Here is a 13,034-nt window from a genome sequence, read left to right as displayed (position 1 = left end):
CGCCGGCGTTGCGCCTCGGGCGCGACGGAGAGTTCGACGGTGGTGACGGCAACAGGCAGAGCTGATGACGAAGGTGAAGACGAGACATGACTGACAATGACAACGGCCCGCATAATTCCGGGCCTGGTGACGGAACCGGCGCCGATGCCGGTACGGGCGTGGCCGAAGCCCAGGGTCCAGCGAAATGGAAGGTGGTCGGACCCGGTCTGGTCGTTGCTGCGACCGGTGTCGGCGCCGCCGACATGGTGGCGACCCTGGTGGCCGGCAGCCAGTTCGGATACGGACTGCTGTGGGCGGTGATCGTCGGTGTGATCCTCAAGATCGTCCTCGTCGAAGGCGCGGGCCGCTACACCCTGGCCACAGGGAAGACGATCTTCGAGGGATGGACCTCTCTGGGCCGATGGACGACCTGGTACTTCGGGCCCTACATCATCATCTGGGGATTCGTCTACGGTGCCACCGCGATGAGTTCGGCCGCACTTCCCCTGGCCGCGCTGTTCCCCGGGGTCAACCTCACTGTGTGGGCGATCGTCATGGGACTGGCCGGCTTCGCCATGGTGTGGTTCGGGCGGTACTCCGTGTTCGAGAAGATCACTGCGGCTCTCGTCGGAATCATGTTCGTCACCGTCGTCGGCCTGGCCATCATCGCCGTACCCAATGTGCCGGCCATGCTCACCGGGCTCATCCCGCTGATCCCGGAAGGCGGCGTCATCTACACCTTGGCTCTGGCCGGTGGCGTCGGCGGTACGATCACTCTCGCCGCCTACGGGTACTGGCTGCGTGAGAAGGGCTGGCACACACCCAAGTGGATGCGGGTGATGCGCATCGACAATTCCATGGCCTACGTGCTGACCGGAATCTTCGTCATCGCCATGCTCATCGTCGGAGCCGAGGTCGTCCGCGCCGCCGGAGTCTCCATCTCTGCCGATGACAAGGGACTGCTCGAGCTCTCGGATGTGCTCAAGGCCGAATACGGCGAGGTGGTCGGCACCGGATTCCTCGTCGGATTCTGGGCCGCATCCTTCTCCTCGATCATCGGAGTGTGGAACGGTGTCTCGCTCATGTTCGCCGATTTCTGGGGACACATGCGCAAGAAGCCTGCCGGGCACCCTGACACTCTGACAGGTGGAAAGTACTTCAAGTTCTATGTGCTGTGGCTGACCTTCCCACCGATGATCCTGTTCCTGTTGGGCAAACCGATCGGCCTGATCCTGGCCTATGGCGTGCTCGGGTCGCTGTTCATGCCGTTCCTGGCGATCACGCTCCTCGGCCTCCTCAACGGCAAGAGGATTCCGAGGAAATGGGCGAACAAGCTGCACACCAACATAGCGCTGGCCATCACCGCGCTGCTCTTCATCGTCCTCGGCGGCCAGAAGCTCATCTCGAGCCTGGCACCGCTCTGGGGCGGATGAGGGATCTCTGCCGCGGATGAGGGGAGAGGGATGTCCTTCTTCCCTCATCCGCGGCAGAATGGAGACATGCCCCGCGACGATGCGATGAAGACGATCCTCAAGAACCACCTGCAGACCAGCCGCAATGATCTGATGTGGAAGCTTGAAGAACTCAGCGAACGGGAGCTGCGGATGCCGCAGACGCCCACGGGGTTCAACCTCCTCGGCGTCGTCAAGCACATGACGCTCGTGGAGATCGGGTATTTCGGCGACACTTTCGGCAGGCCGTGGCCGAATCCGGACGAGACCTTTACCGACGAACAGCTCGAGTCCGACCCGCAGGCTGACTGGTATGCCACGGAGACGGAAACTGCGGGCTCCATCCTCGACTTCTACCGACGGGTGTGGGTCTTCGCCGACGAGACGATAGACACGCACACGCTCGACGCGCAGGGGACGGTGCCCCATTGGCGGCCCGAGAAGGCTGCGGTGTCGCTGCAGCAGATGATGGTGCACGTCATCGTGGACCTGACCCGGCATCTGGGGCAGGTCGACATCGTTCGCGAGAGCATCGACGGACAGGTGGGACTCAACCCCCGCAACCCGAACATGCCCGAGGACCATAAACCCGAATCGGGCTGGGATTGGGATGCATACCTTGCGAAACTCCGGACCTTGGCGAACAACGCCTGAGCGCACCCGCACGAGCGCCGACGACCACCTCGGCGAGGCAGACGTTAAGCTGGGGTCTGAAATGGCACATGAGAACTCAGCATCGTCGACCCCGCGCACGGGCGACTCGACCCCGCAGACGGATACGCCGTCTCCACGCCCTGACACGCAGCCACAGCGCAGGGAGCCAGCGAAGCGGTCACCTCGGCGGAAGAATCAGCGACGCAAGAACACCGGGGCCGGACACCGCGAACGTCGGGCACGGCTGACTGCTGCCCGCAAGGCCCAGCCCGTCGATGTCACCTACCCGGAGAATCTGCCGGTCTCCGCAGCCAAGGACGAGATCGCCGAGGCGATTCGCGACAACCAGGTCATCATCGTCGCCGGCGAGACCGGATCGGGAAAGACCACCCAGCTGCCCAAGATCTGCCTCGAACTGGGGCTGGGAGTCAACGGACTGATCGGGCACACCCAGCCTCGGCGAATCGCTGCCAGGACCGTGGCCGAACGTATCGCCGACGAACTCGGCGAAGACCTCGGCAACACCATCGGCTACCAGGTGCGATTCACCGCGCAGGTCGCGGATTCGACCCGGGTCAAGGTCATGACCGACGGCATTCTGCTCTCGGAGCTCTCCCGCGACAAACTGCTGCGCGACTACGAAGTCATCATCATCGATGAGGCCCACGAACGCAGCCTCAACATCGACTTCCTGCTCGGCTACCTCAAAGAAGTGATGGGGAAGCGACCCGAACTCAAGGTCATCATCACCTCGGCGACGATCGACCCGCAGTCCTTCGCCGCCCACTTCGACGACGCCCCGATCATCGAAGTCGCGGGACGGACCTATCCCGTCGAGGTCCGGTATCGTCCCCTCGTCGAGGACGAGGAGGACGACGACGTCGATGGGCCCGGGGAGTCGGGAAGCTACGAAACGGGGCCCGAGGATCAGACAGAGGGCATCATCGCAGCCTTTGACGAACTCAGCGCCGAAGCCCCCGGCGACATCCTCGTCTTCCTCTCCGGGGAACGAGAGATCCGTGACACCGCCGACGCTCTCGAGGCTCACCTGCGCACACGACCACGCCTGAGCAATTGGGACGTTGTGCCGCTCTTCGCTCGCCTTTCCGCCGGCGAACAGCAGAAGGTCTTCAAACCCCACTCCAGGCCACGCCTCGTGCTGGCCACGAACGTTGCCGAAACCTCGCTGACCGTGCCCGGCATCAAGTACGTCATCGACGTCGGCACCGCCCGCATCTCGAGGTACTCCAACCGCACCCGGGTCCAGCGCCTGCCCATCGAGCGCATCTCCCAGGCGAGCGCGAATCAGCGCAAGGGCCGTTCGGGTCGTACCAGCGACGGCATCTGCATCCGCCTGTACTCAGAAGCCGACTTCGACTCGCGACAGGAGTTCACCGACCCCGAGATCCTGCGCACCAACCTCGCCAGCGTCATCCTGCAGATGGCCGACCTCGGGTTCGCGGCGAGTGACAAAGAGATCCTCGAATTCCCGTTTCTCACCCCGCCGGAGGCCAAAGCAGTCCGTGACGGACGCACCATGCTCTCCGAACTGGGCGCCCTGACCAGCGACAAGACCGGCACGATCACTGTCACCCCGACCGGTCGGCAGCTGTCCCTGCTCCCGATCGACCCGAGACTGGCGCGCATGGTCATCGCCGGCGCCGAGGCGGGATGCGGGGGAGAGGTCACCGTCATCGTGGCCGCCCTGTCCATTCAGGACCCCCGCGAACGCCCCACCGAGGTGCGCCAGGCCGCCGATGAGAAGCACGCCCGGTTCACCCACCCGGGAAGTGACTTCCTGTCCTACCTCAATTTGTGGAACTACCTGGATGATCAGCAGTCGGCGCTGACGAGTTCGAAGTTCCGCCGTCAGTGCAAGGCCGAGTTCCTCAACTTCGTCCGCATCCGCGAATGGCAGGACCTCGTCGGCCAGCTGCGGTCCCTGCTCGGGTCCGCGGGCATCCGCGTCAACAAGTCCGTGTGGCGCCCGGTCGAAACATCTGCCAGCGCCGAGGCGGGCCTTGGGTCCGCGTCGGATGCGAAGGGGTCGAAGGCGAAGCACTCGAACGAGACTGCTGCGAACGCCGTCGCAGCGAGGCCCGGGTCGGGCAGCGCCAACGGCAAGATCGGCTTCGCCGAACTCAGTGCGCAGAAGCACAGCGCGATGAAGACCGGCGGCCAGGAGGCCGAGAAGGACTCCGGGCAGAGTGCTGCCAGCGCCAGGCTCGACCCACATGCGGCAGCCATCCACCGTGCGCTGCTGACGGGGCTGCTGTCGATGATCGGTTCCCGGTCGGAGAAGAACAGGGACTATCAGGGAGCCCGCGGAACCCGTTTCGCGATCTTCCCCGGTTCCGGCCTGTTCAAGAAGAAGCCCGACTTCGTCATGGCGGCCGAACTCGTCGAAACCTCCAGGCTGTGGGCCCGCACGGTCTCAGCGATCGAACCCGACTGGGTCGTCGAAGCCGCCGGTGACCTGGTGACCAGGCAGCACTCGGACCCGCACTGGTCGAAGAAGGCCGGTGGGTCGATGGTCTACGAGAAGATCTCGCTCTACGGCGTCACCCTCGTGACCGACCGCCGGGTCGGATACGGGACCTTCGACCAGGAGGCCGCGCGTGACATGTTCATCCGCAAGGGCCTCATCGACGGTGACTGGCACGAACGCTTCGGGTTCCTCGAACACAATGCGACGGTCATCGATGAGGCGGAAGCGCTCGCCTCACGCACACGCAACCGCAGGGTCCTCGACCAGGACGATGCGCTCTTCGAGTTCTACGATGAGCGGATTCCGGCCACGATCACCTCTGCGGCGGACTTCCGTTCCTGGTGGAAGAGACAGAAACGTCGCGACTCGCACATTCTGGATCTGAGCACCTCGATCCTGCTCAGCGACGACAGCGAGGAACTGACCGCTTCGGTGGCCGATGACTTCCCGATGGAATGGGAACTGGCCGACGGCTCGACGGCCAAGCTGCGGTACTCCTTCGAACCCGGCAGCACGGAGGACGGAGTGACCGTCGAGCTGCCCGCAGCCGCCGTGCCCCTGGTGGATTCCGAGGAATTCTCCTGGCAGGTCCCTGGGCTGCGTGAGGAACTCGTCGCCGCCTACATTCGCTCGCTGCCGAAGAACAAGCGCCGATACTTCGTGCCCGCACCGGACGTCGCCCGCGACATCCTGCCCGTACTCACCCCCTATCGTGGGTCCCTGCCCGAAGTGCTCGCCGCACATCTCAGTGAACGTGCCGGCGGGGGAGGCCTGAACGACCTGGTGCCCATCACCGTCAGCTCGCAGGACTTCGACGAGAACCGCATCCCACCCCATCTGCGGATCCGCTTCCGCGTCATCGACGGCACCACCACCGTGGGTATCGGTGAGGACCTGACCACGCTGACGAAGACTGCGAAACCCCAGGTGCGCAAGGCTCGGGCGAAGCAGGTCTCATTCAATGCCGAAGCCGGGCTGACCTCATGGTCATTCGGTGCCTTGACGAACACCGATGGCGCGGAGGTCGGCGCTGTCCCCGGCCTCGTGGACCGGGGCACCAGCGTCGACCTCATCGCCTTCGACACCGCTGCCCAAGCTCGGCTGGCCTCACGTGAAGGACTCATCACACTGCTGAGCCTGCGCACGAACGAGGCGCTGAAGTACCTGCGCGAGGGACTGACGACCGATGAGAAGCTCGTCCTCGCCGGTCACCAGAAAACCTCGGACGAAATGCTCCACGCCCTGATCAGGGCCGGAATACGCAGTGTCGTCGAGACCGAGTTGGGGCCCGCGGAGACCGGCTGGGTGGCCGATGCCGAGGAATTCGGGCGTGTTGAGACCGCGATGCACGCAACATTGACCGAGATGTGCTCGGGGCTGCTGCCCTTCTTGATGAAGGCGCTGCAGTCTGCGACCGAACTCGACAGGCTCGTATCGAAAGCCTCGTCGCTGGCGATCCTATCCAACCTCGCCGATGTGCAGGCATGGCGAGGAACGCGAATCACGGGGGAATCGGTGGCCGCGATGACCGGGCAGATGGTCCGCGACCTGCCGCGATGGGTGCAGGCCGAAGTAGTCCGCATCGATGGAATGCAGAACTCGCCGATGCGTGACAAGCAGCTCATGGACCGCATCAGCGGCAGCACCGAGGCTGTGGTGAAGAAGATCGGCAACAGATATCCCGACCTGGCCAAGGCGGATTGGTCACGGATCGTAGCCTCGGTGCCCAGCGACTGGCGGGACGTAGTCGTCATGCTCGAAGAGCTGCGCGTCAGCCTCTACGCGAATTCACTGGGGACGGCCCACCCGGTGTCGGAGAAGAGGATCGCGAAGGCCCTTGCCCAGCTGTGATGGGCCGGGTTGGTGGGGCACCCCTCACCGGTAGTCGCTAAGTGCGCCGTTGCAACGAGAGGTTTTAGTGCTGCGGGTGTGCGGTGCGAAACTCATGGTGAGAAGCGAAGCTAAGTGTAGGACTCGGTGCCGCGGGTAGGACGCGGTGCTGCAGGCAGGGCGCAGGTGTGGAAGAGGTGGTGCTGAGTGCAGGATGCCGCGGTTACGCAGCGCCGGTGGTGAAGTAGCCGTTGAGGAGCCACCAGATGGGGAGACACGCGGCGGCGAGGAAAGCAGCGGCGGACCACCAGATGCGCCACTTCCACGTGTGCCGACGGGTGCCGAAGAAGAGGAATACGAGGTAGAAGACGAGACAGAATGCACCGGAGAGGCTGAGCATCACCATGGAGAACGCCTCCCAGCCGGAGGTTCCGAGGTCGAAGAGGTAGCTGGTGACCTGACCGATCTCGAGAGAGAACTTGATCGCCAGCACCAGGAACGGGATCCCGAGGACCGCCGCGAGAATCAGCGGCAAAGCCTTGAGTAAGCGTTCCTTCGGTTCCGAGCGACCGGCATATTCAACAAATTCCTCAGTCATCGCCACCCAGCATAAACGCGGAATCCGACAGGACGCTGGACGCACGATCACAACTGTGACTGACCGGACACCCGGTCACCGACAGAAGAGAGATAGGATATTTTGGTGACTTCTGGCCAGTATTCTGACAAGGACATGCGAACCGAGGCGGCCCGCCGCCGGACGTTCGCTGTCATTTCGCACCCCGACGCGGGTAAATCGACGACCACCGAGGCGCTCGCCCTGCACGCGCGAGCCATTGGCAAGGCCGGCGCAACCCATGGTAAGGCCGGCCGCCGCGCCACCGTCTCCGACTGGATGAAGATGGAGCAGGACCGCGGCATCTCGATCTCCTCGGCCGCGCTGCAGTTCGAGTATCGGGATGCGGTCTTCAACCTCGTCGACACCCCCGGTCACGCGGACTTCTCCGAGGACACCTACCGGGTGCTCTCTGCCGTCGACTGCGCCGTCATGCTCATCGATGCGGCAAAGGGTCTTGAAGCCCAGACCATGAAGCTCTTCGAAGTCTGTGCCCACCGCAACATCCCGATCATCACAGTGGTCAACAAATGGGACCGTGCCGGTCTCGACGCCCTGGAACTCATGGATGAGGTCCAGGAACGCACCGGCCTCCTGCCCACCCCGCTGACCTGGCCCGTCGGACAGTCCGGTGATTTCAGAGGAGTCCTCGACCGGCTCACCGGCGACTACACGAAGTACGACCGCGCAGGTGCCGGAGCCGCCATCGCCGGTGAGGAAACCTACTCGGCAGACAAGGCCATCGATCTCGAAGGCGACGCATGGGAGACCGCCGTCGACGAATCCGACCTGCTTGACATGGAGGATCAGAACCACGACCAGGAGACGTTCCTGGCGGGCAAATCGACACCGGTGATGTTTGCCTCGGCGGTGCTGAACTTCGGCATCCACAAACTCCTCGACATGCTCGTCGACCTGGCGCCTGCCGCTGAGGCTCGGCTCGACAAGAACGATGTTCCGCGGCCTGTCGACGACCCGTTCTCCGGATTCGTCTTCAAGGTCCAGGCGGGCATGGACTCCAACCACCGCGACCGGCTGGCCTACATCCGTGTGTGCTCAGGCGTCTTCGAGCGCGGGTCCGTGCTCACCCACGCCGCGACCGGCAAACCCTTCGCCACGAAGTACGCGCAGCAGGTCTTCGGCCGTGACCGCGACGTCGTCGACGAAGCCTTCCCCGGGGACGTCGTCGGCCTGGTCAACGCCAGTGCTCTGCGCGTGGGCGATTCGCTCTACCTGGACAAGAAGGTCGAGTTCCCCGGGATCCCGACGTTCTCTCCCGAGCACTTCATGGTCATCAGGGCCAAAGACTCTTCGAAGTACAAACAGTTCCGCCGCGGCATCGAACAGCTCGACCACGAAGGCGTCATCCAGGTGTTGCGCTCTGACCTGCGCGGCGACCAGGCCCCCGTGCTCGGCGCCGTCGGACCGATGCAGTTCGAGGTTGCCGAAGACCGGATGAACAATGAATTCCACGCACCCTGTGCGCTGGAGCGCCTCAACTTCTCCCTGGCCCGACGCACCACACCGGAATGTGTGCCGACCCTGGCGAGGGAACGATCAGTCGAGGTTCTTCACCGCTCCGACGGTGAACTGCTTGCACTGTTCTCGGACAGGTGGCGACTGCAGGGCGTGCAGAAGAACCACCCGGATGTGGTTTTGGAACCGCTCGTCGTCAGTTGAATCCCAATACCGTGATCGTCTGGTGCCATGTTTCAGCCGATCACCCGTCTCGCCGATTCGACGAAGACGTCTCGCCGTTTTGACGAGGACATTAAGATGAATAGTCGGGGTCATTTCAAGGTGGCCCCAGTCGGGGAGACCCGACGCTCGGGGAGACCCGAATTGACAAAGGAGAGATCACAGACGTGGGAACGAAATCGATTCGAGTCGCGATTGCCGGATTGGGCAACTGCGCCTCTTCCCTGATCCAAGGTGTTGAGTATTACCGGGATGCGGCCCCAGGAATTAAAGTTCCGGGACTCATGCACGTTGAATTCGGGGATTATCACGTCGGTGATATCGAATTCGTCGCCGCTTTTGACGTGGACGGCAAGAAGGTCGGCGCCGATATCGCCGAGGCGATCACCGCCAGTGAGAACAACACGATCAAACTCGCCGATGTGGACTCGACGGGCGTCGCAGTGCAGCGCGGACCGACCCTCGACGGGCTGGGCGAGTACTACCGTGAGACCATCGACGAATCCGACGCCGAACCCGTCGACGTCGCACAGGCTCTGCGCGATGCGAAGGCCGACGTCCTCGTCTGCTATCTGCCCGTCGGTTCGCAGGAAGCCGTGGAATACTACGCGCAGGCCGCCATCGACGCGAAGGTCGCCTTCGTCAACGCCCTGCCCGTCTTCATCGCCGGCACCAAGGAATGGGATGAGAAGTTCCGTGCCGCCGGTGTGCCGATCGTCGGAGACGACATCAAGAGCCAGATCGGTGCGACCATCACCCACCGTGTGATGGCCAAACTCTTCGAAGACCGCGGAGTCGTCCTCGACCGCACGTACCAGCTCAATGTCGGCGGCAACATGGACTTCAAGAACATGCTCGAACGCAAGCGCCTCGAGTCGAAGAAGATCTCGAAGACCCAGGCCGTGACCTCGAACACCTCGGCCGAGCTCTCGGACCGCAATGTCCACATCGGTCCCAGCGACTACGTCGAATGGCTCGACGACCGTAAGTGGGCCTTCGTCCGACTCGAGGGTCGCAACTTCGGTGACGCACCGGTGTCACTGGAATACAAGCTCGAGGTCTGGGACTCACCGAACTCGGCCGGAGTCATCATCGACGCCGTCCGTGCGGCGAAGATCGGACTCGATCGCGGCGTCGGCGGCGCACTCATCTCCGCATCGTCGTACTTCATGAAGTCGCCCCCTGAGCAGAAGGGCGACGACGCCGCCCACGAGGCAGTCGAAGCCTTCATCCAAGGAAATCTCGAAAGCTGATACGAGCGTTCACCTGATCTGACCTCAGCAATGCCGGTCGCACGCACTGTGTGGCCGGCATTGCCTTTGCCCGGTCGTTCCTGCGGAGGAAGCAGTCGGTGAGCATCGGGTGCCAGATTTCGCCGACCACCACCTCGGTCGATGGCGATGGCGATCCAGGATATGAGATCGCCTCGCCGCAATCGGAGTTGTCCATAACACTGGGGACTTGCAGACAGTGGTCCCTGCCACATATTGGTCGTGGCCGACGACTGGGTGAGCGGCTCCCACCGGCTCATCTGCATACCCCGTTACGAATCACTGAGGAGCATCGATGTCGCGCAACGCCGCTGTCACCGACACCACACCGAAGAAGCCTGGCGAGCTCAATTGGCTCATGCGTCTGCTGGTCATCATCGAAAAGGCCGGCAACAAACTTCCGCACCCCTTCTGGCTGTTCCTGTCACTGGCCGTCGTGGTCATGGTGCTCTCAGCGATCTTCTCCGCCACCGGACTGCAGGCGGTCAACCCCGCCACCGACGAGACGGTGAGTGTCACCAATCTCTTCAGCACGGAGTCCCTGAGGGAGATCGTCGCCGGAGCCACGAACAACTTCGTCACGTTCCCACCGCTGGGCCTCGTCCTCATCGTCCTCATCGGCGTGGCCGTGGCGGAGCAGTCCGGACTGATCCCGGCGATGCTGCGCGCAACGATCGCCGGTGCCTCACCGAAGTGGATCACGTTCATCGTCGCCCTCGCCGGCACTGCCGCGTCGATCGCCTCGGATGCCTCGTACATGATCATGATTCCCCTCGGCGGACTCGCGTTCAAAGCGGTGGGACGCAACCCTCTGCTGGGCTGCGTCGTCGCCTACGCCGCCACCTCGGGCGGGTATTCGGCAGCACCCATGGTCAACTCCATGGACACGATCCTCGGTGGGCTCTCCACCTCGGCGGCTCAGATCATCGACCCCGACTACGTGGTCAGCCCGCTCGCGAACTTCTACTTCAACTTCATCTCGATGTTCGTCGTCGCCGGTGCCATCACCCTGGTCACCGAACTTCTGCTGACCAAACGCGCCGACCAGATCGAACTCGACGAACCAGACGAGAACGACCCGGACAACTTCGACGTCAAGATGGCCCTGGACTCCAACGAGAAGCGCGGCATGGTCATCGCCGTGGCATCCATCGTCGCCTGCGCGGCGATCCTGTTCTTCCTCGCCCTGCCTGAGGACTCCTTCCTGCGTGATGAGGCCGGGGCATTCGGCCCAGAATCGGGACTGATGTCGGGCATCGCCGCCATCATCGGCTTCGGGTTCTTCATCGTCGGCATCGTCTACGGCTACGCCACCGGATCGATCAAGAAGACCTCGGACATTCCCGACATGATGGGCAAGGGGCTCCTGCCGTTCGTGCCCGTCATCGTCCTGTTCTTCGCCGCCAGCCAGTTCCTGGCGCTGTTCAAGATGTCCAGCCTCGGCGAGATCCTCGCGATCAGGGGAGCGGAGTTCTTCGGCTCCCTCGACACCGGATCGTTCGTCATCCTCATCGGCGGATGGCTGCTCGTGGCCCTGGGCGCCCTGTTCCTGACCTCGGGCTCGGGCCTGTGGACGCTCATGGCGCCGGTGCTCGTGCCGATGTTCATGCTCCTGTCCATCGCCCCGGAGACCACGCAGGCCCTGTACCGCATCGGTGATTCGACGACGAACATCATCTCGCCGATGAGCCCGTACTTCGTCGTCGTTCTCGGCTTCATCCAGCGGTACAAGAAGGACTCGGGAATCGGGACCTTGCTCTCGTTCACGATTCCGCTGTCGTTCGCGATGTTCGTCTTCTGGGGACTGCTGTTCTTCATCTGGTGGTCCACCGGGATCCCCTGGGGGCCGGGCTCGGCCACGAGCTACCAGATGGGCTGATGCCGCGAACAGACTCGGACTACTTCTGACCTGAACCCAGGAATAACGAGACCCTGCGCCAGCGTTACGATCGTGCAACGCTCGTTGACTCGAGCGCTGGATCTTCAGTGACTGTCCAGCTCAAGTGGCTAGACTGAGAACGTGATTCGACTCTCGTGCGGCATTTCGCCCGCGCGAGCAACCTACTCAGATCGAAAGGATCTCGACCGTGAGTAACCCCATGATGAACCGGGCTCTCAACCAGGGAGTTCAGGCCGGCCGCAACGAACCGGTCATGTCCGACCAGGAGCTCAACAACCTGTTCGACAAGCCCGCCGCGCAGAACCGCAATGCAGGTCCGCAGGCTGCCGAACGGGCAATGACCTACGACGATGTCATGATGAAGACCGGTTTTCTCTTCACCATTCTTCTCGCCGGCGCCCTGTTCGGCTGGTTCGTCCCGGCTGTCCTCGGCATTTCGCCGATGGTCATCGCCCTGCCAGCGATGCTCATCGCGCTGGTCCTCGGCCTGGTCAACGCCTTCAAGAGGGAACCGAACAAGGCACTCATCATCGGTTACGCCGCGTTCGAGGGAGTCTTCCTCGGCGCGATCTCCTTCACGTTTGAAAGCGCGTTCCCGGGCATCGTCATCCAGGCCGTGCTCGCCACGCTCTGTGTCTTCGGCGTCATGCTCGCACTGTTCAAGTTCAAGGGTGTGCGCTTCGGTTCGAAGATGAAGAAGTTCATGATGATCGCCATCGGCGGTTATGCGATCTTCTCGCTCATCAACTTCGGCATTGCGATGATGACCGGCACCGGCGGCGCCCGCAGCATCGAGATCAACATCCTTGGCATGACCATGCCGCTGGGCGTCATCATCGGCATCGTCGCCACAGTGCTCGCGGCCATGACACTCATCATGGACTTCCAGATGATCGAACAGGGTGTGAAGCAGCGGATCCCGGAGAAGTACTCCTGGATGTGCGCCTTCTCCCTCATGGTCACCCTCGTGTGGCTCTACATCGAAATCCTGCGCCTCATTTCCTACTTCAGGAACTAGACGATAGACCTCGGACGCCGACCGCACCACTGCGGCGTCCGGTTCTTGTCACAAACGGTCTGCAGGGGCGGGCCCCACTCTTGGGGCCCGCCCTTCTGCGCGTCATGACTTCCATTTCGCTGTTCTGCA

At 63.0% G+C, this 13,034-nt stretch carries 8 protein-coding genes; 7 read left to right on the top strand and 1 reads right to left on the bottom strand.

From position 1 onward, the window contains the following. The first annotated feature begins 86 nt into the window (after window positions 1-86). The 3 genes from BLT92_RS02405 (at window position 87) to hrpA (ending at window position 6,423) form a co-directional block, all read left to right on the top strand. A complete protein-coding gene (locus tag BLT92_RS02405; protein WP_092102751.1) occupies window positions 87-1,412 on the top strand; it encodes an Nramp family divalent metal transporter in 1,326 nt (441 codons plus the stop codon). Window positions 1,413-1,478: 66 nt separating this feature from the next. Then, window positions 1,479-2,084 carry a DinB family protein gene (locus BLT92_RS02400; RefSeq protein WP_092108702.1) on the top strand — a complete coding sequence of 202 codons (606 nt, stop codon included), beginning with the start codon at window positions 1,479-1,481 and terminating at the stop codon, window positions 2,082-2,084. Window positions 2,085-2,145: 61 nt separating this feature from the next. After that, window positions 2,146-6,423: an ATP-dependent RNA helicase HrpA gene (gene hrpA / locus BLT92_RS02395; RefSeq protein ID WP_231938981.1), complete on the top strand. Its 4,278-nt coding sequence runs from the start codon at window positions 2,146-2,148 to the stop codon at window positions 6,421-6,423. Window positions 6,424-6,625: 202 nt separating this feature from the next. On the opposite strand, the gene BLT92_RS02390 is transcribed toward hrpA, so the two are convergent. Next, the gene (locus BLT92_RS02390) at window positions 6,626-7,000 is read right to left on the bottom strand and encodes a hypothetical protein (RefSeq protein ID WP_092102748.1); all 375 of its coding nucleotides are present in this window, start codon (window positions 6,998-7,000) and stop codon (window positions 6,626-6,628) included. Window positions 7,001-7,135: 135 nt separating this feature from the next. Here BLT92_RS02390 and BLT92_RS02385 point away from each other — a divergent pair, with 135 nt between their 5' ends. From BLT92_RS02385 to BLT92_RS02370, 4 genes are all read left to right on the top strand, one after another. Continuing rightward, window positions 7,136-8,698 carry a peptide chain release factor 3 gene (locus BLT92_RS02385; RefSeq protein ID WP_172802646.1) on the top strand — a complete coding sequence of 521 codons (1,563 nt, stop codon included), beginning with the start codon at window positions 7,136-7,138 and terminating at the stop codon, window positions 8,696-8,698. Window positions 8,699-8,883: 185 nt separating this feature from the next. Further along, window positions 8,884-9,969 (top strand): inositol-3-phosphate synthase, encoded by a 1,086-nt coding sequence (locus tag BLT92_RS02380; protein ID WP_092102742.1) that lies wholly within the window; start codon window positions 8,884-8,886, stop codon window positions 9,967-9,969. A gap of 313 nt (window positions 9,970-10,282) precedes the next feature. Next, window positions 10,283-11,866, top strand: a complete 1,584-nt coding sequence (locus tag BLT92_RS02375) for an AbgT family transporter (protein ID WP_092102739.1) — start codon at window positions 10,283-10,285, stop codon at window positions 11,864-11,866. Between the two features lie 220 nt (window positions 11,867-12,086). Next, on the top strand, window positions 12,087-12,905 hold the full coding sequence (locus BLT92_RS02370) for a Bax inhibitor-1/YccA family protein (RefSeq protein WP_092102736.1): 819 nt from the start codon (window positions 12,087-12,089) through the stop codon (window positions 12,903-12,905). The last annotated feature ends 129 nt before the right edge of the window (window positions 12,906-13,034 follow it).

This window comes from Brevibacterium picturae (assembly GCF_900105045.1).
GTDB classification, from domain to species: domain Bacteria; phylum Actinomycetota; class Actinomycetes; order Actinomycetales; family Brevibacteriaceae; genus Brevibacterium; species Brevibacterium picturae.
The sequence above is the reverse complement of the archived record's forward strand: the minus strand, read 5'-3'. Positions and strand labels throughout refer to the sequence as shown.